Below are 23,551 nucleotides of genomic sequence, written 5' to 3' on the forward strand. Positions count from 1 at the left end.
ACCATCATCCCCGCCGCTCCAGAACCCCTCGAAGTGGGCCCCGCTGCGTCGGTGAACGGGCTTATACGGGGGAGATCGGAGGGGGTCAACAGGAAAATTGCATTTTTGTGAAAAAATCAGATTCCGTGGAACTTCTTGAACCAGACAGCGAACTCTCTCATGCCGTCTTCAAAGGAAACTTCAGGCTCCCACCCGCACAATTCCTTCACTTTTTCCAAAGATGCCCATGTCGATTCCATATCCGCCACAGGACGGGGATGGCGTTCGACCAGAGCCTTCTTCCCCAGATCCTTCTCAAGCAATGCGATCATCCGCGTCACTTTTTCAGGTCTGTCCCCTCCAAGATTGAGCAGACGTGACACTCCGGCTTCCGGCGGCTTTGCAAAAACCTTCACCACACCTCTGACAATGTCATCGATATAGGTGAAATCGCGTGAAAGCCCCTTTCCTTCATAGAGAGTGACCGGACGTCCTTCTGAGATCGCCTTTGCAAAACCGTAATAGGCCATGTCAGGCCGTCCCCACGGGCCATAAACCGTGAAGAATCTTAGGCCAGTCTGTGGAATGCCATACAGATACGAATAGGATTCCGATGTCAGTTCGGCCGCACGCTTGGTGACCGCATACAGGGAACTCGGCTGTTCGACCCGATCCGTTTCCCGAAAAGGCGTTTCCTGATTGCGTCCATAAACCGAGGACGAAGACGCATACACGACATGCGTCAGTTTTTTCAGGCCTCGGCACGCTTCCAGAAGCGCAACCTGCCCCATCACATTCGCCGTCACATAAGAATAGGGATCGATCAGCGAATATCGAACACCAGCCTGAGCGGCGAGATGGATGACGCCTTCCAGATCGGGATGTTGCCCAACAACGTCCTGCATGGCCTGCGGGTTGGCCACATCCACTTTCACGAAACTGAATTTCGGATGATGCTCGAGCTGACTTAGCCGCGCCATTTTCAGGGAAGGGTCATAATAGTCGTTGAGAACATCAATCCCAACGATATCCATTCCCTGCTTCAGAAGGGCTTCAGCAACATGAAACCCTATAAATCCGGCAACACCGGTAACCAGTATCTTCACAGGACCATCAGTGTTTCAGAGCGGAACTGGAAACCACATCTCCGACACGAATTCCCAGCTTCGCGGTCACACCGCCCGCCAGTTCGAGCGTGTTCGCAACCACACCATCACTCCGCAGAATAGCCTCGCTCAAAGGCACGGCATTTTCCGCAATAGCGTGGATGTGGTTCGTGGAATCAATGAAAACGATATCCAGAGGCACAAGCGTGTTGCGCATCCACATGTCCGACACCTGCGGCGCTGGCCACATGAACAGCATCCCCTCGTTCTCAGGCAGGTGCTTACGGAACATTTCCCCGACTTCCTGCTCACGATAGGTCTTGGCCAACTCCACCGTGAAAACGTGCTTCTGCCCATCACGGGTCGTGATCGTCAGACTATTCGTTGGCAGACGCGCCTGAGCCTGCGTGATCGGATCTTCTGCTCTGGCAACACCGGCACTCAGTCCAAGAGCCGCCAGCAGCACAAAACTTAAAGTTCGCATGAAGGTATGACTTTCAGGTTCAGGAAATCAGAAACGGATTGGCCCGACGTTCTTCGCCGATGGTCGTCGGCATTCCGTGTCCACACAGAACCACGGTATCATCAGGCAGGCTCAGAAGATGGGTCCGGATTCCGTCAATCAGGGCGCGCGAATCTCCATAAGCGAAATCCGTACGACCGACCGTTCCGCGGAACAGCGTGTCCCCTGCCAGAACGCGCCTATTGTCGCGGTCCACGAAAACGACATGTCCTGGAGTATGACCCGGGACATGCGCCACATGCAGGTCCTGTCCCAGAAAATGCAGAACCTCACCGCCTTCAACGAAGCGGTCGGGAACCACATTTTCCATACCGATAATCCCGAAAGCAGCAGCCTGTTTCGTAATGCTCTGCAACAGGAACTCGTCCCGCCGATCCGGCCCTACAACCGGAACGCTCTGGTTTTGCCGCTTTTCAAGAACTCTCTTCAAGGGAGCGGCCCCACCGGCATGATCCAGATGACCGTGTGTGAGGAGAATGGCCTCGACAGACATGTCACCCAGTTCCTGAAGGATGTCATCAACATCCCCACCCGGGTCCACCACAACAGCACGGCCTGCGTCATTTGAGAGAATAGTGCAGTTCTGCCGCAAGGGCGTAACCGGCACCCGCTTCGCATACAAAGGAGTCATCACTCCTCCTTCCAGACGATCCGTTCTGATGTGGCGATACAGACTCCGTCTCCGCACGACAAGTCAACCGGAAGGATTGTATCGCGCAGATCATTGACCCGCTTTCGCAGGAAGGTCACTCTCGCCCTTTCCTCTCCAGACCAAGGTGTCATCATGAGCCGCATCATCCGCACAGAACCCAACGCCATCCTGTCCAAGGCTGTCGAATATCACGGCTTCATTTTCACGCAGGGTGTGGTCGCAGCAGACCTGTCACAAGGCATCGAAGGACAGACCCGCAGCGTTCTCGATCAGCTCGACCAAATCCTTGAAGAACACGGCACCGACAACACCCGTATCCTGCAGGCCCAGATCTGGCTGAAAGACATCGCGGACCGCGCTGCGCTCAACACGCTCTGGTCCGCCTGGCTTCCGGAAAACGCCGCTCCCGCCCGCGCCTGCGTTCAGGCCGTGATGGCCGACCCAAAAATTCTTGTCGAGATCATGCTCACAACAACGAAATGATCTGACCCGAACGATTGTGGCGAGAATGCAGCAGGATGTGGTGTCAAAAAGATTTTCCATGGAAATGAAAATTTAACACACAGGTCTGCATTCTGCTCTTGTCAGGGTTGCAGGAAGGTTGTTACCTCCCTGTAACCCGAACAACACACAACCAATCAGGATCCTAAAGATCGTGAAGCATAAAAGTTGCCGGAAAACCTTTCTCTCCGCTCTGGCGCTCTCCGCTGTCGCGTTCTTTTCAGGACAGGCTCAGGCCCGTCACAGTTCGGCTCATCACGGACGGTCCGTTCTCCATAGCCACCGTTCCAGCAGCCACCATCATGCCTATGCTCACGTCATTCAGTGCGTCGCCTATGCCAAAACGGCCTCTGAGGTCGAACTGCACGGCAATGCGCGGGACTGGTGGTATAATGCCGCTGGCGTTTATGCACGCGGCTCTGCACCGCAGGCCGGATCGGTCCTGAATTTCCGGGCGATCCGCCGCATGCCACTCGGCCACGTCGCCGTCGTGCGTTCGGTTGAAGACAGCCGCACGATCTATATCGACCAGTCACACTGGGCCTCGAACGGCATCGCGCACAATGTCCGCGTCGTTGACGTTTCTCCCAACAACGACTGGAGCGCCGTCCGCGTCAGCCTCAATGATCGTAGCGGCCGACTGGGCAGTATCTACCCGACATACGGCTTCATCTACCCACATTCCGATGAGGGTGACCGCAATCCGGCCCCGCATGTTGTGCTGGCCCGCGCCTCGAGCCCCTCGGGTTTCCGTCACAGTGCTGTCGTGAACAGCTCCGACGCCCTGAGCCATCCGATGCTCAGCACCGAAGTTGCCGAAGCGCCGGACGATGCCTTCACCTCGGACGCGCCAGACCGTTCGATTCGCTGATATAATCAGGAAAATATAACTCGGCCACTCAATCCGGTCGGGATTCCCGATGGTAGGGATGGCCGGTATTGATGGCCTGAGCCCGGAAAACCTGTTCGGCAATCAGAACCCTGACCAGCATGTGAGGCCAGGTCAGTTTCCCAAGGGAAATCACGGACTCGGCCCGCTGGATCACACTCGAATCCAGCCCTTCAGCACCACCAATCAGAAAATGAATGGGACGGCCTGACTCCTGCCAGCGAGACAGCATTTCCGCCAGACGCAGGCTGTCAGGCGTCTTTCCACCCTCATCCAGCGCCACGATCAGGGCATTATCGGGACAGGCGCCCAGCAAAGCCGCAGCATCCTTGCGCTTCTGCTCCTGGACGCTGCCTTTTGACGGCGCGAGTTCCGTCACCGTCAGGGCGGGCCGGATCCGGCCCGCATAACGTTCGAACAGTTCGCGCTCCGGCCCGGCTTTGAGCCGACCGATTGCGACCAGCTTCATTCAGTCCTGCTCTTCGCCCTGTCCGACCGCGACTTCGTTTTCGCTGCCATCCAGATCCGTGCCCCACATCCGCTCCAGACCATAAAGCTCGCGGCTTTCCGGCTTGAAGAGATGAACGACAACGTCACCGGCGTCGATCAGGACCCAGTCGCTGCCATTCGCACCTTCGATCAGGATACGCTTGATGCCGATCTCATTGAGCTTCTTCTCGATGTGATGCGCCATCGCAGAGATCTGGCGGTCAGCGAGACCGGTCGCAATGACCATGCGGTCTGCGAAATTCGCACGGCCGACAAGATCCAGAACAACGATGTCTTCACCCTTGTCTTCATCCAGACTCGCGGTGATGACGCTCAGCATGCTGGTCAGAACGTCCGGCTGCACGGCTTCGCGCTTGACGGCCGTTTTCTTCGGTCCGGCAACAGCAGCCTTCTTGCGAGCCGTTCCCGGCACCTTGGCAGCCTCGGCCAGTGCCGCATCGGGGGAGCTGGTTTTCCGGCGCACAGGCTTTTTGGCATGCGATTCGGGAGAGGTCGTCTTGGTGATGGTTTTTACTCCTGATCGGACTCCGGACGAAACTGGCCGGACTCACGCAACGCTGTAGCCGATATATCGTTCTGCGGCGCAGAAAGGAACGTCCATGCATTGCCTTTTCGCTCCGCAAGCACGGGAGATTCCCGCGAAGGGCGTCTCTGATGCCGTAAAACAGACGCCGCAGCCCCTCTGAGCGCAGGCGAAACGCTTCCCGGACGGGGCGCGACGGCTATGGGAACCATCGCCGCCAACCGACGCCAGCGCTTCCATCGCGAGAGTTGCGCCAGCCCGTCCGCCCCCATCAACCACACAAAATGGACATGGGGGAATCGCTGCTTCAGCAAGGCCACGGTTTTGACGGTGAAACGCTGCCCCAGACGGGACTCGATATCGGTCGCAACGATTCGCCGCCCATCCGCAATCCGCTCCGCAGACGCAAGGCGCACCCTGAACGGCGCCATTCCCTTGCCCGACTTGAGCGGATTTCCCGGCGAGACCATGAGCCACACCTGATCCAGCCGCAGCGCCCGCAACGCCCGCCGCGCCACCATAAGATGACCGGCATGGGCTGGGTTGAAAGACCCGCCCAGCAGGCCGATCCGCATGGTCCGACCGTCGCCAGACGTCGGAATACGGCTCAGCCCCGCACCTGTCCGGTGCCGATCACCTCGTAACGATAGCATGTGAGCTGTTCGAGCCCCACCGGACCGCGCGCATGCATGCGCCCCGTCGCAATGCCAATTTCCGCCCCGAATCCGAACTCCCCACCGTCACAGAACTGCGTGGAGGCATTCCACATCACAACCGCACTGTCCGTCCCGTTGAGAAACTCAGCCGCAGCCTCTGCATTTTCGGCAATAATGGCCTCGGTATGCGAGCTTCCATGCCGGGCGATGTGATCCAGAGCGTCCTCAACCCCGTCCACAACGGCAATCGACAGCACCGAATCCAGCCATTCCGTCCTGAAATCGTCAGCCCAGGCGGCTTCAAGCGTCGGCACAATCGCGCGGGCCCGATCATCAGCCCGGAACGCGCATCCTTTCGCCCCCAGATCCTGAACCAGAAGCGGCAGAAGTGTCGGCGCAATCGCAGCATCAATCAGCAGCGTTTCCGTGGCCCCGCAGACGCCCGTCCGCCGCATTTTCGCATCCAGCAGCACCTTCCGCGCCATGGCCGGATCAGCGCTTGCATGAACATAGGTGTGATTCAGACCATCCGCGTGGGCAAGAACCGGAACACGGGCTTCGCGCTGCACCCGCTCCACAAGGGATTTGCCACCACGCGGAATGATCAGATCAATCTGCCCCGAAGCCTGCAACATGGCCCCCACCAGAGCACGATCGGCAGAGGGCAGAATCTGCACACAGGCTTCATCCAGCCCGGCAGCTCGCAATCCATCTTCCATCGCGGCCTGAATCGCGCGCGCCGAATGCAGGCTCTCCCCGCCCCCGCGCAGAATCACGGCATTGCCCGACTTGATGCACAGCGCCGCCGCATCCGCACCGACATTCGGACGGCTCTCGTAAATCATGCCGATCACGCCAAGCGGTGTCGCAACCCGCCGAAAATGCAGACCATTAGGCCGGTCCCATTCCGCCAGAATACGCCCCACGGGGTCCGGCAGACGTGCAACATCTTCCAGACCACGCGCCATGCCCTCGATCCGCTCAGTCGTCAGGGTCAGACGGTCGCGGAAAGCAGCGTTCCGGTCTTCAGAAAGGGCGGCCAGATCCTGCTGATTGGCTACAACAATCTCACCAGACCGCTCCCGCAAAGCTTTTGCAGCCTCGGAAAGCGCAAGATTGCGAGTGTCTTCGCTGGTGCGCGCCAGACTCCGGCTGGCCCGACGAGCCTTCTCCGCCAGACCAGCCAGAATCCGGGCGACGTCTTCTCCCGCCTCAGACATTGAAGCGGAACAGCAGCACGTCACCGTCCTGCACGACATATTCCTTGCCTTCGATCCGCAGCTTGCCGACTTCCTTAGCCCCGGCCTCGCCATTGCAGGCCACATAGTCGTCGAAAGCCACGGTTTCGCAAGCGATGAAACCACGTTCAAAGTCGTTGTGAATGACAGCAGCAGCCTGAGGTGCCTTCGTCCCGGCCGTAATCGTCCAGGCCCGCGATTCCTTCGGCCCAACCGTGAAATACGTCCGCAGACCCAGCAGCTTATAACCAGCCGCAATCACACGATCCAGCCCGCTATCCGTCAGGCCCAGACCGTCCAGAAACTCCGTCCGGTCTTCATGCGGCAACTGGCTGACTTCCGCTTCAATGGCAGCCGACACCACGACAACGCCTGCACCCTCGGCTTCCGCGCGCTTGCGTACGGCTTCCGAAAACGCGTTGCCGGTGGAGGCCGAGGCTTCCTCAACATTGCAGACATAAAGAACGGGCTTCGTCGTCAGAAGCTGAAGACGGGATGCCTCTACCTCCTGTCCTTTCGGAACAGCCGTCCGCGCGGGCTTGCCGTCCCGCAGCGCCGCGAGCAGAGGCTCCATCAATTCAAGCTGGGCCTGTGCCTCACGATCGTTGCCGCGGGCGCGCTTTTGAAGCCCGATCTGGCGCTTCTCAAGGCTCTCTAGATCCGCCAGCATCAATTCCGTCTCAATGATGTCGGCATCGCGGACCGGATCGACCCCACCTTCAACATGGGTGATGTCGTCGTCTTCGAAGCAGCGCAACACATGCACGATGGCATCGACTTCGCGGATATTGGCGAGGAACTGGTTCCCAAGCCCTTCGCCCTTGGATGCCCCCCGGACCAGACCGGCAATATCCACGAACTCAAGGCTTGTCGGAACCTTGCGGATGGACTTGCCGATCCGCGCCAGTTCATCCAGCCGCGCATCCGGCACGGCCACACGCCCCGTATTCGGCTCGATGGTGCAGAACGGGTAATTCGCAGCCTGTGCAGCCGCCGTTTCCGTCAGGGCATTGAACAGCGTGGACTTGCCAACATTGGGCAGACCAACGATGCCGCAATTGAAACCCATTCGTGCTCTCCATCATCATTAAAAGACCGCTCGGACGCGAACGACCCGTTCCAGAAAAATCCGTCGCCCTGTGTTCGCAGAAACAGAGGAGGCTCACAACCACTTCCCACCGCGAAACAGGCTTTTCAGCCCACGATTCCCGCCAGATCCTGCAAAGCCCGCACATGCGCCTTCAGCGCCGCACGCCCCTGTGCCGTCAGAACCAGCCAGGTTCGCTGCCGTCCCCCCAGAGGCGCCTTGCGCAACCGCACATAGCCCGCCTCCTGCATCTGGGCGAGATGCTTGGACAGGACCGAGTCACTCACACCCAGCAGATCCCGCGCCCGACCGAATTCCATGTCACTCACTTCCGACAGAGCCGCAGCAAGCTGCAACCGAACCGGAGGATGAATAACAGGATCGAATTGGGGAAGAGCCGTCACAACCGCGCCGTCATACCAGCCTGCCAGACCCTCCGCCAGAGCAGCGCCACCCCATAGCCGATCGCAAAACTGCCCAGAGTCGCAATCCACGGCAGCCACGTCAGATGAAACACCCTTTCCCCTGCTCCGGACAACGCCATCATCGCATAAACCGCCAGGATCATGCCGATTGCGATCTTCCGGGTCCGTCCCCGACGGTACCCATTGACGAAATATCCCATCCGCCGCCGCGCAAGCACAAAGAAAATGCCCATCAAGGCGACACACAGCCCTTCCAGCAGAAAAACGAAAGGCGGGTCCAGACTCATCGCAAAAGTGAGGAGCGCCAGAAGCCCACCCATGACGGGCGCATTCCACCACGGACAAGCCAGCTCTTTCGGAAGCCTGCTCCTGAAAGCATCAAGCGCTTCCAGCTGCGCACGCGCATCGTCTCGCCTGCTCACATGCGTCGTTTCGAATCCATCCTGCTGCACGGTATTGACTTTCCAATATGGAAAATGATGATCTGACTTTCCAATATGGAAAGAGAACCCATTCATGACAATCCTGCACAGCATTTCCGCAGCAAGAATTCTGGCAATCCTCTGGCTCGCATTCCTGCTGGCCGCCTGCGCGCACCACAGCCGCAGGGGAATGCAGGACTGGAAAATCTTCCGCACAACCCTCCATACTCAGGAACGACGCCGCTTCTATCTGAAATGGCTGTTGCAGAGTGTCATGCTTTTCGATCTTGGGGGTCTCGTGACGCTTTGGTTCCTGCCCGAATCCCTGAAGCCCACATCCTTTGCCCAGTTGCGTCTGTCCGCACCGGTGACACCGGCCAGCACGACGCCTCCTGAAATGTCACCCGCATTTTTCGCAGGATTCACCTGCGGGCTTCTGATCCTCGCGGGCGTGTTCATTCTGCTCCGCAAGCTGAAACGACCCGCACTTCTCAACCCACTTGGCGATTTTTCCGCCCTGATCCCACGCACCCTGCCCGAAGCCGGGCTGGCTTTTCTGCTCTGCCTGAATGCGGGTCTGGGGGAAGAGCTTTTCTTCCGTCTGGCCCTTCCCCTGCTCGCAGGCCAGCTCACCGGCAGTCTGATTGCCGGCGCGGTGCTTTCAACGCTGCTGTTCGGAGGCATGCACTGGTATCAGGGGCGCAAAGGCGTGCTGATCACGACGATCATCGGCCTAATTTTCATGCTCCGCGCCCTCCACGGAACACCCCTGATCTGGCTGATGGGATTCCACGCCCTGATGGACGTCATCGCTTTGTTCGTCAGACCGGCCCTGACCGGCCATTTCAGCCGGAGCGCTGTTACGCCGCCAGCAGGGCGACCTTTGTCATGAAGGCTTCGTGCTCTTTTTTGGCCAGCAGGGGTGCCGCATCAGCCATGGCTTCAAGCCAGCGCTCGAGTTCCGGCTCTTCCGCCTTCGCGAAATTACCCAGCACATGCCCCGTCACACGGTCCTTGTGTCCCGGATGACCGATTCCCATCCGCACACGCCAGTAATCCGGCCCTGACAGACATTTGTCCATGGACCGCAGACCATTATGCCCGGCGGCACCGCCGCCACGCTTGATGCGCAGCTTGCCGAAAGCAAGATCAAGTTCGTCGTGAAATGCGGTGATATCGTCCGGCACGATCTTGAAGAACTGCGCGGCCTGCTGAACACTGTCGCCCGACAGGTTCATATACGTCATCGGCTTGAGGAGCAGAATCTTCTCTCCCCTGATGACGCCTTCGGAGGTCTCCCCCCGGAAGCGCTTGCGCCACGGCGAAAAACCGTGGCGCCTGGCGATCTCATCGACCGCCATAAAGCCGATATTGTGTCTATGACGGCTCATCCCCGGCTCGGGATTGCCGAGACCGGTCCAGAGCCTCATGACATTACTTCTTCTTTGCGCCCGGCTTGGCAGCGGCTTCAGCAGCAGCAGCGGCCTTCGCAGCGGCTTCGGCTTCCATTTCGGCATCAACCGTCGGCGCAGCGATGGAAGCGATGACGACATCGGTGTTCTGGCCACCTGTCAGCACAACACCCTCGGTGCCCTTAAGATCCGTCCAACGCACGTTGTCGTGGATCTCAAGACCGCTCAGATCTGCCGTGAAGTGCTCCGGAATGTTCGCCGGATCAGCCTGCACGTCCATGTAATGACGCACAACGTTCAGAACGCCGCCACGCTTGATGCCCGGGGACTTCTCTTCGCCAACGAAAGCGATGGAAACTTCGACGTGGATCTTGGTGCCAGCCGTAACGCGCTGGAAGTCCACATGGATCGGGGCATCGGAAACCGGGTGCAGCTGCACGTCGCGGATCAGGGCCGCAACCGGCTCTGCGCCTTCGACAGCAAGGTTATACACGCGCGAGGACCAGCCACCACGATGCAGTTCCTTCATGATCACGCGCGGATCAAGTGCGATGATGGAGGGCTCTTCCTTGCCACCGTAGATCACGGCCGGCACCAGGCCCTCACGTCTCGTAGCGCGCGCTGCCCCCTTACCAGCCTTCGCACGCGTCGAGACAGCAAGTGTCGTCAAATTAGCCACTATTACGCTCCTGCGTATTGAATTTCATTCATCACAGACCTCCAGGGGTGCCTGTGCGAGGCGCGGAGTAGCGGAAAACCGCCACCGATACAACCATTTTCGGACTCAACGGCCCCGCTGCGCCCCTCTGGACCATCCCATCCCGCGACCGCTACGATTGCGTTCCGTTTCCACAGTTTCCGGCAGATATCCCCACCGATGAGCATCGCCGCCCGCATCGAATGCCTGCCCTTTACCCGCTTTCACTGGAAACTGCTGTTCCTCGGCGGCCTTGGCTATACGTTCGACGGCCTCGATTCTGCGATTGTCGCTTTTGCGCTACCCATGCTGAAAAACCAGTGGCATCTGAGCGGCCCGGCGCTGGGACTACTGGGGAGCGCGACCTATCTCGGCTACGGGCTGGGCGCCCTGCTGTCCGGCTGGTGGGGAGACCGGTCGGGCCGCCGCCGCGTCATGATGAGCGCACTGGCCATCTATGCCATCGGCTCCCTGCTCTCCGCCGGATCGTCCTCCTTCACCGCCTTCTTCCTGTGCCGCCTGCTGTCCGGGATCGGCGCAGGTGCGGAAGCTACCATCATCGCGCCCTATCTCAGTGAGTTCGTTAGCGCTCGCTATCGGGGCGCCTTCACCGCAGCCCTAACCGGATTCTATTCCTTCGGCTATGTCACGGCAGCACTTTTGGGATTCATGCTTGTCCCCGCCATGGACGATGGCTGGCGCTGGGCTCTGGCCCTGACGGGATTTCCGGTCCTCATGCTGCTGTGGTGGCGGCGCGCCCTACCTGAATCGCCCCGCTGGCTCGACGAGCGCGGCCAAACGGCAGAAGCCTGCCGCATCGTCGGCGACATCGAGGAGAGTGCAGGCCTTGCGGTCGGCCTGACCACCACGACCGACCGTGGCGCGCCCTCTCTGCGCCCGATCCGGGATCTGTTTGCCCCGAACCTGCGGCGCTCCACCTTCATGAGCTGGGCCATGTGGCTGGCCATCACATTCAGCTTCTACGCCTTCTTCACCTGGATCCCGACCCTGATGATCGAACGCGGCATGACCGTCACCCGCAGCTTCGGTTACGCCATCTCGATCTATTTCGCCCAGCTCCCCGGCTATGCCTGCGCCGCCCTGCTCACCGACCGTCTGGGACGACGCGGAACCGTGGCGCTGTTCATGGTCGCCGGAGCACTCAGCGCCATCGGCATGGCCGTCAGCCAGACCCCCATCGAAGTCCTGATTTTCGGCATGATGCTGTCTTTTTTCATGAACGGCACCTTCGGCGGCATTTACGCCTACACTCCCGAACTCTTCCCGACCGCCTTGCGTGCCCGTGGCATGGGACTTGCGTCCGCCATCGCCCGTCTCGGCGCCATCGCCTCGCCCGTCCTGATCGGCTGGCTCTACCCGCTGGCCGGCTTTCCCGGCGTTTTCGGCCTGACCACCCTGATCCTCCTGTCCGGTGCCACAGTCACGCTCCTCTTCGGTCCCAGAACAGAAAAACGCCCGCTCGACAACGAGCAGGCGTTTGCAAAGAGCTGAACTCAGGCGTCCATCTCAGATCATCGGCACACCGCCGTTTACTGCCAAAAGCGCGCCCGTGGTGTAGCTGTTCAGCGGATCGGCGAAGTAGACATATGCACCCGCCAGTTCAGCGGGCTGCCCGGGACGGCCCAAAGGCACATCGGAACCGAGATGTTCCTGTTCGTCTTCCGGCATGCCCGTTACAATAAATGGCGTCCAGATCGGACCCGGCATCACCGCATTGACCCGGATGCCTCGTCCGGCGAGCTGCTGCGCCATGCTGGACGTGAAATTCGCGATTGCCGCCTTCGTCATGGAATACGGTACCAGCAGCTCTGGCGCCGTCTTGAGATTGACCGAAGACGTATTGATGATGGATGCACCTGCCTGAAGATGCGGCAATGCAGCTTTTGTCAGATGGAATAGTGCATCCGTATTCGTGGAGAAATGGTGTTTCCACTCCTCGTCTGAAATCTCTTCCAGCTTTGCGCGGGCTTTCTGGAAAGCCGCATTATTCACGAGAATATCGAGCTTTCCGAAAGCCTCAACGGTTTTGCGGATCATCTCGCGGCAATGCGCTGCCTCACGGATATCACCCGGCAACAGAAGACAGGTCCGGCCTTCAGCTTCAATCTGGGCCTTAATATCCCGAGCATCATCGGTCTCCGTCTCCAGATACGAAATCGCGACATCCGCCCCTTCGCGGGCAAAAGCCAGTGCCGCAGCCCGACCGATACCGGAGTCGCCCCCCGTAATCAGAGCCGCAAGTCCCGTCAGCTTGCCGGACCCCTTATAGGTTTTTTCCCCATAATCAGGCTTCGGAACCATCTTCTCCGAAAGACCGGGGAAAGCCTGCGTCTGACCTTTGAAAGGTGGGCGCGGATAGCAGGTGCGGGGATCGGCTGGCATGGAAACACTCCTGTGTCGTCATGGAACAGAGTTGCCTCCTTAACGGCGCGTCTTCCGGACGGGTTCAGAAATTTTCCTCCCCAAAGACAAAATAGAAGTCCAGAGGACATCTTCAGCCTCTTTTTAACCATCTGCCGCAATCCGAACGGAATGATGCCTGATTTCCATTACAGAAACGTTCCGCTTTCGCAGAATGGGATCTCAAGGTGCAGACAGTCACGACAGGTGCGCAGCGCAATCCGGGGATAGACCTCCTCAGAGGCCTCTCCATCATCCTCGTCGTCATCCATCACCTCGCTTTGCGCATTCCCCTGATGCACACCGACCTTGCCGCAGTTTCCCCAGCCTTTCTACTGAAAGCCCTGACGTGGGATGGCGCCAAGGGCGTGAAAATCTTCTTCGTCATTTCAGGCTTCCTGATCACCGATCACACAATGCGGCGCTGGGGCAGTCTGGGCGGCGTCAACATCCTCGCCTTTTCCGGACGTCGCGTCTGCCGAATCCTGCCATGCCTGCTGGTCCTGTTAGGAGTTCTCGCCGCGCTCAACCTCGCGGGAGCACCTGACTTCCTCTTCCACCATGAGGGCCAGACTCTGCCCGGCGCCATTTTCGCCACCCTTTTCATGCATCTGAACCTCTACGAAGCCCGAACGAACTACCTCCCGGCCAACTGGGACGTACTCTGGTCATTATCGGTCGAGGAACTGTTCTATCTGGCCTTCCCGATCCTCTGTCTTCTGAGTGGACGCATTCCGAAACTGATCGGCCCCGGACTGCTTGTCTGCATTTTCGCGCTGCTAGCCCTCTCCCTCCCATTTGCGGAGTGGCAGATCCAGGACGCCTCGGACATCTGGCAGGACGAAGCCTATGGACCGGGCATTTCCGCAATCGCCATGGGCGTCTGCACAGCCCTGCTCGCACACCGGATGCCCCCTGCCATGTTGGCGCGTCTCACGCCATGGATAGGCTGGGCCGGAACATTCGGTGTCGGGCTCTATCTGCTGAACAGCCATATCCTCTGGCAGACCCTGAATTACGGCGCCCCGCTATTCTTTACAATATCCTGCGCGACCCTGCTGCTCGCCTTCTACAACGGCTGGGGCAAAGCGACCGCAAGCCGGTTTCTGGCATGGCCACGCCACTGGGGCAGACTGAGCTACGAAATCTATCTCAGCCACATGTTCGTGGTCATGCCAATGGTCCACCTGTTCAAGGCCACTGGCGAAAACTGGACGTTCGGCTGGGTCTGGTTCATCCCGACCCTCGGCCTGTCCTTCTGCCTTGGCGCTCTCGTGGACCGTTTCCTCTCACGCCCCGCCGATCGCTGGCTGCTGGAGAAATCCGGCCTACGCCGCCCTCAGGCCAGTGGGGAGGCCAGCGGGCGGATCGCCGAAATCTGATGCCCGATATGCCCGCCGCCCGCGAGGGTCCGGCGGCGATGGCTGAAGAAACGCGGGTCTGTTAGCGTATCGACACCCAAAATCTGTACGGTCCGGACCCCGGCCTGTTCCAGACGAAACCCGCAATAGCCCGGCAGATCAAACAGGAAATGCCCGGCGCGAGGCGCTGAACGGAAAAAGATTTCCCCCTCCGCGCCATAAGCCAGAACAGCATCGCGCATATCCGGCCCGACTTCATAGCTCGCCGGTGCAATACAAGGCCCGACAACAGCCCGAATCCCCACTGCCCCCAGCGCCACCATTTGCGCCACCACGGATTCGAGAATTCCACCCGCAGCGCCACGCCAACCCGCATGGGCCGCCCCCACGATCCGTCCATCCTCAGAAGACAGCAGCACCGGCCCACAATCCGCCGTAATAACGCCCACGCCAATTTCCGGACGATCCGTCACCAGCGCATCGCCGACCTGCCCGCTCCCGGCCATCCAGAGCGGCGTCTCAGCCGTCACAGGCACAGTGATGTCACTATGCGTCTGCTTCAGCCCCAGCAGATGATCCGGTCCCACCCCGATCGCCCGCGCCACCCGCGCCCGGTTCTCCATCACATTCGCCGGATCATCCTGCGAAGACAGCGAACAGTTCAGGCTGTCATAGGGCACTGGCGACACCCCTCCGAGCCGCGTAAAGAACCCGTGCGGCACCTTGAAAACCGATCCCGTCAGCACGGATTCAGACATGTGCCGAAACCTGCGCCGGGCGACGCATCGCATAAACCATGAGCCCCATCCCCGCGAGCGCCATCGGAATACACAGCAACTGCCCCATTGTCGTGCCGCCGGACAGGAACCCGATATTCGCATCCGGCTGACGGAAAAACTCGCAGAAACTCCGTGCGCAGGCATAGCCGAACAGGAACAGCCCCGACAGGAACCCGAACCGCTCCCGCGCCGCCGGACGGCTGGCCGCAAACAGCATGACGCATAGCAGGAGCACGCCCTCGGTCAGGGCTTCATATAATTCGGAAGGATGACGCGGAATCGGCCCACCCGTCGGGAAAATCATCGCCCAGGGCAGATCCGGAGACGCCGGACGCCCCCATAGCTCCCCATTCACGAAATTCGCACAGCGCCCAAGCCCAAGCCCGATCGGCACCACCGGCACGATCCGGTCCGCAAAGGCCAGAAAGCTCAAACGGTTCTTCCAGCTGAAATAGGCCAGCGCCAGAATGACGCCCAGCGCCCCGCCATGAAACGACATCCCGCCATCCCACGTCTTGAAGATTTCCAGCGGATGCGAAAAATAATCCATCGGCCGATAGAAAAGGACATAACCCAGCCGCCCGCCCAGAAGCACGCCGAGGATGGCGTAGAACAGGAAGTCATCGACCTGCTCTTTCGTCGCCACTTCCGGCGACAGACGGTTCAGACGCTTCGCAATCGGCAGCGCAATGATGAACGACACCATGTAAGCCAGCGCATACCAGCGCACCGCAAGAGGGCCGACATGAAAGGCAACCGGATCAAAATCAGGAAAGATCAGAGGATGGCTCACGGAATCGGCTCTCAGAGATTGGGGTGGGAACGGGAAAGATAGTCGCGCACATACTGCCCGATTCCATCTTCAAGAGACGTAAACGGCGCATCATAACCCGCAGCGCGCAGTCGACTCATATCCGCACAGGTAAAAGACTGGTACTGCCCGCGCAGTTTCTCGGGCATGTCTACGAACTCGACATCCCGCGCCCGCTTCGCAGCATCACAGACCGCATGTGCCAGATCGAGATAACTCCGCGCCACGCCGGTTCCACAGTTGAACAGCCCGCTGACCTGAGGCTGATCGAACAGCCACAGCATGACGTTCACAACGTCCCCGACCCAGATGAAGTCCCGCTGCTGCTGCCCGTCAGCCAGTCCCGGCACATCCGAGCGGAACAGCTTTGCCGCACGATCCTGCACGACCTCGTCGTATTTGACCTTCACGACAGAGATCATTGACCCCTTGTGGTATTCATTCGGCCCATAGACGTTGAAGAACTTGAGTCCGGCCCATTGCGGCGGCGCAGCCGCTCCAGCTTCGATTTCCCGCTTCACCCACAAATCAAACGCCTGCTTGGACCAACCATACAGGTTCAACGGCCTCAGGCTGTCGATACCCTCCAGCCCGTCACGGAACATCTCCGGCCGATCCGCTGCCCCATACGTCGCAGCAGACGACGCGTAGATCATCCGCACACCCCGCGCCGCGCACCAACGCCACAGCATCTGCGACAGGGCCACGTTGCTCGACCAGACGAGGTCTCCATCCCGCGCCGTCGTGGCGCTGATCGCACCCATGTGGAACACGGCTTCGACATCCGGTTCGGACGCAAGGAAACCTTCCAACTCATCAGGCGTGATGATGCGATCTGGCGCATGGGACGCCAGATTACGCCACTTTACCCCGTCCCTGAGCCGGTCAACCACAACCGTCCGCAAGCCCCGGCGACGCAGGGCGGCATGAAGACACGAACCAATGAATCCGGCCCCGCCGGTGACGATAATCATCCTTCCTGTATAGTCTGCCCCCGATAACGATCCAAGCGACGCGCCCGACACGACACGCCGCAGAACAGCAGGAACTTCATCATGGCTGACAGACCCCGCTTTTTCGACGACCTCGCTGGCCTCGCCGGTAACGCATTTTCCGCCGTGACCGGCGCCCGCGAGGAGCTTCATGCCATCGTCCGCACCCGCGTGGACGAAATCCTCAACAGCCTCGACCTCGTCCGCCGTGACGAATTTGACGCGGTACAGGAAATGGCAACCCGTGCGCGCATGGCACAGGACGCAGCCGAGCAGCGTCTGGCCGCAATCGAATCGCGTCTCGCCGCTGTCGAAGAACTCGCAACCGAAGAAAAAGGCGGCCCGCAGGGCTAATCTGCAACAGTCACCCCAGACGGTGTAGTTATTGTAACACGTAATGCTTGCACCCAGGGCAAAGGCTCCATAACGTATTGATGTCGGGAGCGGATTTTTCGCTTCCGGCCGCAGACATCTGGAGCGCCGCACCGGCGCCAGGCCGGTGTCAGGCTCCACGGCCTTGGGAGACCCGCCATGCCTGCCCTGAGCACCTCACTCACCAATGAAACAGAATCCCATCCGCTCGACCTGATGGAACAGGTCATGGGCCTCTATGAATGGGAGTTTGAACGCCTCGGCCCCTCCGAAATGGCCGCCCAGGCCCCCGGACAGTGGTGCGACTATTCCCTGTATTTCACATGGTCCGACGAACTGTCGGCCCTGCATCTGAACTGCATCATGGACCTGCGCTCCCCCGCAAAGCGCCGTCCGGCCGTCCACGAACTCGTTTCCCTTGCCAATAACCGCCTCTGGATCGGCCATTTCGCCGTCGATCCCGACACAGGCACCCCGTCCTACCGACATACGCTGCTGCTGCGCGGTGTGCAGACGCTGCCCGGCGAAAGCATGGAAGACCTCGTGGAAATCGCGATGTCCGAATGTGAGCGATTCTATCCCGCCTTCCAGTTCGCGCTCTGGGGCGGAAAAACACCGCAGGAGGCCATAGACGCCGCCATGCTCGACTGTGTGGGAGACGCCTGACCGTGCCATCCTCCGTCCCTTCAATCCTTCTTGCAGGGTGCGGCAAGATGGGAGGCGCGCTGCTCGACGGGTGGCTCGCCTCCCCCACACCGCCACGCCTCGTCGTCCTCGACCGACACCGAACCGGCTCGGACGATACGGTCACCATCGTCCGGACAGCCGCCGAAATCCCTGCCGATTTTCAACCCGACATCATCGTCCTCGCCGTCAAGCCCAGCGTTGCCGAAATCGTGATCGATGCTCTTGGAAAGGCTCTGGGGCCCCGCATGAACGGTGCCGCCATTCTCTCCGTTATGGCCGGACGCACCTGCGAGACACTTTCGGACTCTGCGCGACTTGCAGGCGCGGACATTCCGATCCTGCGCGCCATGCCCAATACCCCTTCCTCGGTCGGTGCCGGGATCAGCGGCCTCTATGCCTCAGCCGCCGCCACTCCTGAGCAGAAATCCATCTGTCACGATCTACTTTTTGCGGTCGGAGACGTCGTCCCGGTCGAGAACGAAGACGATCTGTCGGTCGTCACCGCCATTTCCGGCTCCGGCCCCGCCTATGTGTTTCTGCTGGCCGAACTTCTGGAAAAAGCGGGGCAGCAACATGGTCTGGCACCAAATGTCGCCCGACGTCTGGCTCGTGGAACAATCTATGGCGCAGGACGCATGCTCGACGATCTGCCAGAAAGCGCCGAAGACCTCCGCAAGGCCGTCACCAGCCCCAACGGCACCACCGCCGCGGCTCTGGCCGTCCTCATGAAACCCGATGCCTGGCCCGAAACAGTTCCAAAAGCTATTGACGCTGCTACAAAACGGGCCGACGAACTCGCTGGCTGACGGTTTCTTTATGGGAGAGAGCTTGTCGGCAGACCGCAACGCTCCCACCATAAACCAGAAGCTTTCGACAGGAGACCCGTATGGACGGACGGCAGGACCCCTTTGAATCCGACGACATGGCACTGAGTGGTCCGCCGGATCTGGCACAGGAAGCCTTCGACGCCGCCCTTCTCCAGTCCGCCCTGTCCTTGGCTGCAAGCGAAGGCTGGCACCGCTTTTCGCTCGTGGATGCCGCCCGGGACGCCGACCTTCCGGTCGAGACGGTCCGCAAACGCTACCCCGTCAAAGCCCTTCTGCTGCTACAGCTCGGGCGTCTGGCCGATGCCAGCGCCCTGCGTGACGACGGCAATGGCGGCACGCTGCGGGAATATCTCTTCGACCTGATCATGCGCCGTTTCGATATCTTTCAGGAATATCGCGAAGGCGTCCGTGCTGTTTTTCAGGCCCTGCCCTACGACCCTGCTCTGGCTGCCTTTCTGGCCGGCACCACTCTTGATTCCATGAAATGGCTGGCAGAGGCTGCCGGGATCGACTGTACGGGCTTTGGTGGTGTCCTGCGTATCAATGCTCTGGCCGCTGTCTGGGCCCATGCCATGCGGGCCTGGGAAAAAGACGAGAGCCCGGATCTGGCCGCCACCATGGCCGCCCTTGATAGCGCGCTGGATCGTGCAGAGCGTTACGGCATTCTCAAACCCTCAGCACGACGCAAAATGGACGAGGCCCTGAACACAACCGGCCTGCCCGATCATGATCTTGAACTGGAATCCTGACTTCGGACTTTACGAAGGCAACCGGTTCGGACTAGAAGGCCAAAAGCATGCGCTTCCAAAGAAGCGCATCGATTGGGGTGTAGCCAAGCGGTAAGGCAGCGGATTTTGATTCCGCCATGCGGAGGTTCGAATCCTCCCACCCCAGCCACTCTCTTTCAGACAGACTGCTTCAGCCCCGGACTGGCCTTGAACCGCACGGTCCGCCCCGCAGAAACCGCCACAGCCTCTCCCGTTCTCGGGTTAACGGCCTGCCGTGCTCTGGTTTCGCAAACCGTGAATGTTCCGAAAGACGGCAGCGTAAATCCCCCTTCTTCCCGTAATTCCTCGATAATCGCCTCAATCATGTCATTGACGGCCCTCTGGGCAACCACACCGGTGCAATTCATGGAATCCTGAAGAACTGCGGCAAGAAAAGCTTTGCTCATGAATGAAACTCCGGATTTACTCAGTACAGATCGGGTCTTTCCGGTACAGAAATGCTGCTTACGCGAACTAACGGGCGAATGGCCCACCTTTCCGAGGTGTCATAATATTTCATATAGATCCAGCTCATAAACAATCATAATATCATAAATTTAACGTTTCTTTCTTTCCCCAGCGGGTCAATACCAATGCGTGTCTGCCTGTTTGCCTATTACAATCCTAACGTCAGACTCGCGCCACACACACGGCATCTCCTCAGCCAGATCGCCTCCTGCGGTTTCACAATTCATATCGCAGCCTCAGGCCTCTCGGACGCCACAGCCCAGCTCCTGCGGGACGATCTTGCAAACCCCGCCGCTCCAATCCCCGCGGCTGTCCATCCCCGCCCCAATACCGGACTGGACTTCGGAGCGTGGCAGTTCCTGCTCTCGAAGGGATATGCGGACAACGCAACAGAAATTCTTTTCACCAATGACAGCGTCTTCGGCCCTCTCCTCCCTCTGCGTCCCATCATGAACCGGATGGGAGAAAAGAAGTTTCAGGTCTGGGGTATGGTCCGCTCAGAGGCAGTCGTGTCCCATCTCCAGTCATGGTTCCTGTGCATGACGCACGACGCCCTGCATCATCCGGCGATCCAGCGCATTTTTAACCAGCCGTTCAACGACATGACCAAGGACGAAATCGTCCTGCACGGAGAACTCGGCCTCGGACTAGCCATCAAGGCCGCCGGTCTCTCCACAGGAGCCTCCTGGAGCAGCACGCGGGGTCTGGCCCGCCTTTTAGCAATTAATCCCATGCATGCGGACTGGCGAACCGTCCTGCAATCGGGCAATGCCCCGTTCATCAAAACAGAGCTTCTGCGCGACAATCCGAGCGGCATCGCCTCCATCCACCTGTGGCGCGCGGAAATCCCCGATCCAACGTTTTTTAATCCGGACTGGATCGCGGCCTATCTGGCCGCAACACCGCCCCGCAACCGCTCTGCTCGGGCAAGCCTGCGAGCCCGCGCAGTTCAGGCACTCGCCAGCGAAGACCGACGCCATGTCCTCACCGCGCTGCTCCTCGGACGTTAGATCGTTCGACCGGACGCCTGTTTCAAAAAGCCATAAAGCTCGTCTGCCTGCATATCATAGGTCGCAAGCCGCTCCCGAAAAGGATTGGCGTAATCTGCAAAGCGTTCAGGCGCATCCAACAACGCCGAGACAGCTTCGGCCAGCGTCTTGGCTTTGCCATCCAGCGGCAGGCAGGTTCCGTTCACCCCATCTACCACGTCTTCGGACTGCCCCCCCGGAGAGGTCGTCACCACCCAGACATCCCGTGCCAACGCCTCGCGCACCGTCAGGCCGTAGCTTTCCTTCCATTGAGACGGGAAAAGCAGCACGTCGATCTGATCGTAAAAATCATCCAGTCCTGATTGCGTATAAGCCGGGACAACACGCAGCCGACCCCGCACAGACCAGTCTTCAGGAAAAATCGACTGGAACCCTAGATTGAGTTTGTTATCAACCAACACAAGCTCCCAGTCGCTCCGGGACAGGGACTGCATTGCCTCTTTCAGCAGACCATAGCCCTTGACGGCCTCTGTCCCCCCGACAAACCCAAACCGCAGCGGCGCCCCGGCAGTCCGCTTCCTGCGCGGACGCTCAGGCCAGCAAAACCCGTTCCGGTTGACCACGATCCGCTCGGGTGCAATCCCGTTCGCCAGATACAACTCACGATGCGCCTGCGATGGGCTGATCAACAGAGCCGCGCCATTCAAGGCCTGTCGCATCACCACTGCCCGATCCGCAAGATGCCGCGCACCCGGCACACAGGCCTGACAGACAGCGGGGTCAATGGTCGTCTGGAAACAGTAACGCCCGTCAGCGCGCACCATGAACTGGCGCTCACACAACCACCAGGCATCATGCAGCGTCAGAATATAAGGAACCCCTTTTTCCTGACACACCCGCAAAAGCCCGGTCCCAAGTCCTTGAGCGGCATGAACATGAACCACATCAGGCTGACAGGCTTCCAGAATTTCCGAGAACCTCGCCGCCATGGCCGGATTATCCAGTTGCCCCAGTCCACCCTGATCATCCGGCAGAACCGAGGCAAAAACCGTCATGCCATCCACATCGTAGCGAATATCGCCATCAGGAAGATCCGCAACGCTGGGGCGAGACGTCAGAACACTGACCTTCACCCCTTTACGCACCAGCCGACGCCCCATCTCCTCCGCCACAATCGTGGCCCCCCCGAAAGACCGGGGAGCGAAATAGACATTCGCCATAAGAACCCTGAGGTCCTGCGCTTCCCGAATGACCGGAACACCGAACAGAAGCCGGGCCTGTGTCTGCACCATCGCCTCGGGCGCATAACGGGCCATCACGTCTTCATACGCGGCCTCCGCCAGACACCGTCGGTAATCGTCGTCCCGCGCCAGTCTGAGAAAGGCGTCCCGCCATGCTGCGGCATCCGCCGCCAAACATCCATTCTGTCCATCCCGCACCACAGTCAGGAAGGCTGCCCGTGGAGAGCAGATCGCGGCCACCTGGACAATCGCGGCTTCAAGAAACTTGATGTTGCTCTTGCAGTCATTGAACAGCGTCGATTCCAACGGCGCAATCGCAATATCCGTCTGCGACAGAGCTTTGAGATAATCAACGTAGGAGAGTTCGGTCAGACGTTCGACCCGGTCCCCAAACCGCTCAAATGCCGGGGAAAGCTGCAACTGGCCGATCACCCTCAGGCAAAGCCGGGGTTCTTCAGCCATCGCAGCCAGCAGACCTGACTCTGCTTGCCTGAAATCCGCATCGTGGGTGTTGGTTCCAGATCCATAGGAGACCCACAAACGCTCTGAACCCGAATGCCGCGGCAGTGCCGACGCAACTTTCAGCGTTTCCACATCCAGAGCATTCTCCAGAACCACTACATCCGACAGACCCGCCTTACGCATGGCCCCAGCCAGCGCTTCGGTCGAGGCAATACCCCGGCCACAGGCCAGCATACACCGGCGAAACAACACCACCCCGGACAGCAGAAGATCGCGTTCTGCTGCAGGCAGCGTTTCGATATTCCCGTTCTGGCGATATTCCTCTTCATCGAAAATCAGATCATCGACTTCCCATCGCGGCGACAGTTCCAGCCGGTGGGCCTCCTGAACAAGTTTCAGAACATCTTCAAATCCGGGAACCCGATAAAAAATAACCTGTGTGCAAAGCTGCAGCGCAGACATGGCCTCAGCAATATCGCGCCAGTCAACAACCTGAACCGACCAGCTCAGCGCCGTCAGAAAATCCCGTTTCTGCCAAACGCGGTATTTGGCACACTGTCGCAGACTAAGCTCTGCGATAATCAAGACTTTAGGTTGCAATCTATCTGACTGGTGCCCGGAAGCAGCTTTATAGGGATGCAGATGTTCCGCATCGTCTCCCACTTCAGGAAGACCATTCTGCGCTTTAGCATGGACCCGCTGCAAACGCCGCAAGCGATGAGTGACGGCTTTCTGAATGCCGGCCCACCCATCC

28 protein-coding genes and 1 tRNA gene are annotated in these 23,551 nt (G+C 59.5%); 11 read left to right on the top strand and 18 right to left on the bottom strand.

Annotation, left to right across the window (positions count from 1 at the left end; translation table 11 throughout):
• Positions 1-116: 116 nt before the first annotated feature.
• Genes JK213_RS14715 through JK213_RS14725 form a run of 3 tightly spaced genes read right to left on the bottom strand, consistent with a single transcriptional unit; the run spans position 117 to position 2,239 of the window.
• On the bottom strand, positions 117-1,085 hold the full coding sequence (locus JK213_RS14715; RefSeq protein ID WP_194262928.1) for an NAD-dependent epimerase/dehydratase family protein: 969 nt from the start codon (positions 1,083-1,085) through the stop codon (positions 117-119).
• 7 nt (positions 1,086-1,092) lie between these two features.
• Entirely contained in the window at positions 1,093-1,569 is a 477-nt protein-coding gene (locus JK213_RS14720) for a DUF192 domain-containing protein (protein WP_194262929.1), read from the bottom strand.
• Between the two features lie 19 nt (positions 1,570-1,588).
• Positions 1,589-2,239 carry an MBL fold metallo-hydrolase gene (locus JK213_RS14725; protein WP_194262930.1) on the bottom strand — a complete coding sequence of 217 codons (651 nt, stop codon included), beginning with the start codon at positions 2,237-2,239 and terminating at the stop codon, positions 1,589-1,591.
• Positions 2,240-2,392: 153 nt separating this feature from the next.
• Here JK213_RS14725 and JK213_RS14730 point away from each other — a divergent pair, with 153 nt between their 5' ends.
• Both JK213_RS14730 and JK213_RS14735 read left to right on the top strand, forming a co-directional pair.
• The gene (locus tag JK213_RS14730; RefSeq protein ID WP_099287303.1) at positions 2,393-2,743 is read left to right on the top strand and encodes a RidA family protein; all 351 of its coding nucleotides are present in this window, start codon (positions 2,393-2,395) and stop codon (positions 2,741-2,743) included.
• 172 nt (positions 2,744-2,915) lie between these two features.
• On the top strand, positions 2,916-3,632 hold the full coding sequence (locus JK213_RS14735) for a CHAP domain-containing protein (RefSeq protein WP_194262931.1): 717 nt from the start codon (positions 2,916-2,918) through the stop codon (positions 3,630-3,632).
• A gap of 28 nt (positions 3,633-3,660) precedes the next feature.
• Here the strand turns inward: JK213_RS14735 and JK213_RS14740 are convergent, their stop codons facing one another.
• From JK213_RS14740 to JK213_RS14770, 7 genes are all read right to left on the bottom strand, one after another.
• Entirely contained in the window at positions 3,661-4,119 is a 459-nt protein-coding gene (locus JK213_RS14740; protein WP_194262932.1) for a 23S rRNA (pseudouridine(1915)-N(3))-methyltransferase RlmH, read from the bottom strand.
• A complete protein-coding gene (gene rsfS / locus JK213_RS14745; protein WP_099287312.1) occupies positions 4,120-4,572 on the bottom strand; it encodes a ribosome silencing factor in 453 nt (150 codons plus the stop codon). It lies immediately after the preceding gene.
• 98 nt (positions 4,573-4,670) lie between these two features.
• Positions 4,671-5,258 (bottom strand): nicotinate-nucleotide adenylyltransferase, encoded by a 588-nt coding sequence (locus tag JK213_RS14750; RefSeq protein WP_249200694.1) that lies wholly within the window; start codon positions 5,256-5,258, stop codon positions 4,671-4,673.
• Between the two features lie 32 nt (positions 5,259-5,290).
• Positions 5,291-6,559 carry a glutamate-5-semialdehyde dehydrogenase gene (locus JK213_RS14755; RefSeq protein WP_194262934.1) on the bottom strand — a complete coding sequence of 423 codons (1,269 nt, stop codon included), beginning with the start codon at positions 6,557-6,559 and terminating at the stop codon, positions 5,291-5,293.
• On the bottom strand, positions 6,552-7,646 hold the full coding sequence (gene ychF / locus JK213_RS14760) for a redox-regulated ATPase YchF (protein ID WP_099287299.1): 1,095 nt from the start codon (positions 7,644-7,646) through the stop codon (positions 6,552-6,554). The genes JK213_RS14755 and ychF overlap by 8 nt, the downstream gene beginning before the upstream one ends.
• Positions 7,647-7,771: 125 nt before the next feature.
• The gene (locus JK213_RS14765; RefSeq protein WP_194262935.1) at positions 7,772-8,068 is read right to left on the bottom strand and encodes a transcriptional regulator; all 297 of its coding nucleotides are present in this window, start codon (positions 8,066-8,068) and stop codon (positions 7,772-7,774) included.
• The gene (locus JK213_RS14770; protein WP_322783058.1) at positions 8,065-8,541 is read right to left on the bottom strand and encodes a hypothetical protein; all 477 of its coding nucleotides are present in this window, start codon (positions 8,539-8,541) and stop codon (positions 8,065-8,067) included. The genes JK213_RS14765 and JK213_RS14770 overlap by 4 nt, the downstream gene beginning before the upstream one ends.
• Positions 8,542-8,605: 64 nt before the next feature.
• Between JK213_RS14770 and JK213_RS15985 the strand changes: the two genes are divergently transcribed.
• Positions 8,606-9,403, top strand: coding sequence for a CPBP family intramembrane glutamic endopeptidase (locus JK213_RS15985; protein WP_228125575.1), 798 nt, complete (start codon positions 8,606-8,608; stop codon positions 9,401-9,403).
• Here JK213_RS15985 and pth read toward each other — a convergent pair.
• Together pth and JK213_RS14785 are read right to left on the bottom strand one after the other, a co-directional pair.
• Positions 9,372-9,941 (bottom strand): aminoacyl-tRNA hydrolase, encoded by a 570-nt coding sequence (gene pth / locus JK213_RS14780; RefSeq protein ID WP_194262937.1) that lies wholly within the window; start codon positions 9,939-9,941, stop codon positions 9,372-9,374. The two genes, JK213_RS15985 and pth, sit on opposite strands and share 32 nt — an antisense overlap.
• A 4-nt stretch (positions 9,942-9,945) precedes the next feature.
• Positions 9,946-10,602 carry a 50S ribosomal protein L25/general stress protein Ctc gene (locus JK213_RS14785; protein WP_194262938.1) on the bottom strand — a complete coding sequence of 219 codons (657 nt, stop codon included), beginning with the start codon at positions 10,600-10,602 and terminating at the stop codon, positions 9,946-9,948.
• A gap of 198 nt (positions 10,603-10,800) precedes the next feature.
• On the opposite strand from JK213_RS14785, the gene JK213_RS14790 reads away from it, so the two are divergent.
• Complete coding sequence (locus JK213_RS14790) at positions 10,801-12,132, top strand: MFS transporter (RefSeq protein WP_194262939.1); 1,332 nt, start codon at positions 10,801-10,803, stop codon at positions 12,130-12,132.
• Positions 12,133-12,147: 15 nt separating this feature from the next.
• On the opposite strand, the gene JK213_RS14795 is transcribed toward JK213_RS14790, so the two are convergent.
• Positions 12,148-13,023, bottom strand: a complete 876-nt coding sequence (locus JK213_RS14795; RefSeq protein WP_194262940.1) for an SDR family oxidoreductase — start codon at positions 13,021-13,023, stop codon at positions 12,148-12,150.
• A 206-nt stretch (positions 13,024-13,229) separates the two neighbouring features.
• On the opposite strand from JK213_RS14795, the gene JK213_RS14800 reads away from it, so the two are divergent.
• Positions 13,230-14,423 (top strand): acyltransferase, encoded by a 1,194-nt coding sequence (locus JK213_RS14800; protein ID WP_194262941.1) that lies wholly within the window; start codon positions 13,230-13,232, stop codon positions 14,421-14,423.
• Here JK213_RS14800 and JK213_RS14805 read toward each other — a convergent pair.
• From JK213_RS14805 to rfaD, 3 genes are read right to left on the bottom strand one after another with little or no spacing between them, the layout of a single operon-like run.
• Positions 14,381-15,160, bottom strand: coding sequence for a polyphenol oxidase family protein (locus JK213_RS14805; protein ID WP_194262942.1), 780 nt, complete (start codon positions 15,158-15,160; stop codon positions 14,381-14,383). The two genes, JK213_RS14800 and JK213_RS14805, sit on opposite strands and share 43 nt — an antisense overlap.
• Positions 15,153-15,959 carry a prolipoprotein diacylglyceryl transferase gene (gene lgt, locus JK213_RS14810; protein WP_408869903.1) on the bottom strand — a complete coding sequence of 269 codons (807 nt, stop codon included), beginning with the start codon at positions 15,957-15,959 and terminating at the stop codon, positions 15,153-15,155. The genes JK213_RS14805 and lgt overlap by 8 nt, the downstream gene beginning before the upstream one ends.
• Before the next feature lie 26 nt (positions 15,960-15,985).
• Positions 15,986-16,966: an ADP-glyceromanno-heptose 6-epimerase gene (rfaD, locus tag JK213_RS14815; protein WP_194262944.1), complete on the bottom strand. Its 981-nt coding sequence runs from the start codon at positions 16,964-16,966 to the stop codon at positions 15,986-15,988.
• 81 nt (positions 16,967-17,047) lie between these two features.
• Between rfaD and JK213_RS14820 the strand changes: the two genes are divergently transcribed.
• The 5 genes from JK213_RS14820 to JK213_RS14840 all read left to right on the top strand — a co-directional run bounded on the left by JK213_RS14820 (position 17,048) and on the right by JK213_RS14840 (position 19,767).
• The gene (locus JK213_RS14820; RefSeq protein ID WP_099287288.1) at positions 17,048-17,338 is read left to right on the top strand and encodes an accessory factor UbiK family protein; all 291 of its coding nucleotides are present in this window, start codon (positions 17,048-17,050) and stop codon (positions 17,336-17,338) included.
• A 177-nt stretch (positions 17,339-17,515) separates the two neighbouring features.
• Positions 17,516-18,022 (top strand): YbjN domain-containing protein, encoded by a 507-nt coding sequence (locus JK213_RS14825; RefSeq protein ID WP_194262945.1) that lies wholly within the window; start codon positions 17,516-17,518, stop codon positions 18,020-18,022.
• Positions 18,019-18,849: a pyrroline-5-carboxylate reductase gene (proC, locus tag JK213_RS14830; protein WP_228125589.1), complete on the top strand. Its 831-nt coding sequence runs from the start codon at positions 18,019-18,021 to the stop codon at positions 18,847-18,849. Before JK213_RS14825 ends, proC begins: the two co-directional genes overlap by 4 nt.
• 80 nt (positions 18,850-18,929) lie before the next feature.
• Positions 18,930-19,619, top strand: a complete 690-nt coding sequence (locus JK213_RS14835; RefSeq protein WP_194262947.1) for a TetR family transcriptional regulator — start codon at positions 18,930-18,932, stop codon at positions 19,617-19,619.
• 73 nt (positions 19,620-19,692) lie between these two features.
• Positions 19,693-19,767: transfer RNA gene (locus tag JK213_RS14840), tRNA-Gln, on the top strand.
• A 7-nt stretch (positions 19,768-19,774) separates the two neighbouring features.
• Here the strand turns inward: JK213_RS14840 and JK213_RS14845 are convergent.
• Positions 19,775-20,044, bottom strand: coding sequence for an HU family DNA-binding protein (locus JK213_RS14845; RefSeq protein ID WP_194262948.1), 270 nt, complete (start codon positions 20,042-20,044; stop codon positions 19,775-19,777).
• A 180-nt stretch (positions 20,045-20,224) separates the two neighbouring features.
• Between JK213_RS14845 and JK213_RS14850 the strand changes: the two genes are divergently transcribed.
• Positions 20,225-21,115 carry a rhamnan synthesis F family protein gene (locus JK213_RS14850; RefSeq protein ID WP_194263004.1) on the top strand — a complete coding sequence of 297 codons (891 nt, stop codon included), beginning with the start codon at positions 20,225-20,227 and terminating at the stop codon, positions 21,113-21,115.
• Here the strand turns inward: JK213_RS14850 and JK213_RS14855 are convergent.
• A complete protein-coding gene (locus JK213_RS14855; RefSeq protein WP_249200698.1) occupies positions 21,112-23,259 on the bottom strand; it encodes a glycosyltransferase in 2,148 nt (715 codons plus the stop codon). The two genes, JK213_RS14850 and JK213_RS14855, sit on opposite strands and share 4 nt — an antisense overlap.
• Positions 23,260-23,551 lie beyond the last annotated feature (292 nt).

This window comes from Gluconobacter sp. Dm-44, assembly GCF_018256175.1.
Taxonomy (GTDB): domain Bacteria; phylum Pseudomonadota; class Alphaproteobacteria; order Acetobacterales; family Acetobacteraceae; genus Gluconobacter; species Gluconobacter cadivus.

Excerpts from the sequence above, each read along its gene's own strand:
- JK213_RS14720 (WP_194262929.1), bottom strand. The coding sequence starts at position 1,569 with ATGCGAACTTTAAGTTTTGTGCTGCTGGCGGCTCTTGGACTGAGTGCC.
- JK213_RS14725 (WP_194262930.1), bottom strand. The coding sequence starts at position 2,239 with ATGACTCCTTTGTATGCGAAGCGGGTGCCGGTTACGCCCTTGCGGCAG.
- JK213_RS14730 (WP_099287303.1), top strand. The coding sequence starts at position 2,393 with ATGAGCCGCATCATCCGCACAGAACCCAACGCCATCCTGTCCAAGGCT.
- JK213_RS14740 (WP_194262932.1), bottom strand. The coding sequence starts at position 4,119 with ATGAAGCTGGTCGCAATCGGTCGGCTCAAAGCCGGGCCGGAGCGCGAA.
- JK213_RS14750 (WP_249200694.1), bottom strand. The coding sequence starts at position 5,258 with ATGCGGATCGGCCTGCTGGGCGGGTCTTTCAACCCAGCCCATGCCGGT.
- JK213_RS14755 (WP_194262934.1), bottom strand. The coding sequence starts at position 6,559 with ATGTCTGAGGCGGGAGAAGACGTCGCCCGGATTCTGGCTGGTCTGGCG.
- ychF (WP_099287299.1), bottom strand. The coding sequence starts at position 7,646 with ATGGGTTTCAATTGCGGCATCGTTGGTCTGCCCAATGTTGGCAAGTCC.
- JK213_RS15985 (WP_228125575.1), top strand. The coding sequence starts at position 8,606 with ATGACAATCCTGCACAGCATTTCCGCAGCAAGAATTCTGGCAATCCTC.
- pth (WP_194262937.1), bottom strand. The coding sequence starts at position 9,941 with ATGAGGCTCTGGACCGGTCTCGGCAATCCCGAGCCGGGGATGAGCCGT.
- JK213_RS14790 (WP_194262939.1), top strand. The coding sequence starts at position 10,801 with ATGAGCATCGCCGCCCGCATCGAATGCCTGCCCTTTACCCGCTTTCAC.
- JK213_RS14795 (WP_194262940.1), bottom strand. The coding sequence starts at position 13,023 with ATGCCAGCCGATCCCCGCACCTGCTATCCGCGCCCACCTTTCAAAGGT.
- JK213_RS14805 (WP_194262942.1), bottom strand. The coding sequence starts at position 15,160 with ATGTCTGAATCCGTGCTGACGGGATCGGTTTTCAAGGTGCCGCACGGG.
- rfaD (WP_194262944.1), bottom strand. The coding sequence starts at position 16,966 with ATGATTATCGTCACCGGCGGGGCCGGATTCATTGGTTCGTGTCTTCAT.
- JK213_RS14820 (WP_099287288.1), top strand. The coding sequence starts at position 17,048 with ATGGCTGACAGACCCCGCTTTTTCGACGACCTCGCTGGCCTCGCCGGT.
- JK213_RS14825 (WP_194262945.1), top strand. The coding sequence starts at position 17,516 with ATGCCTGCCCTGAGCACCTCACTCACCAATGAAACAGAATCCCATCCG.
- JK213_RS14835 (WP_194262947.1), top strand. The coding sequence starts at position 18,930 with ATGGACGGACGGCAGGACCCCTTTGAATCCGACGACATGGCACTGAGT.
- JK213_RS14845 (WP_194262948.1), bottom strand. The coding sequence starts at position 20,044 with ATGAGCAAAGCTTTTCTTGCCGCAGTTCTTCAGGATTCCATGAATTGC.
- JK213_RS14855 (WP_249200698.1), bottom strand. The coding sequence starts at position 23,259 with ATGTCTGCGCTGCAGCTTTGCACACAGGTTATTTTTTATCGGGTTCCC.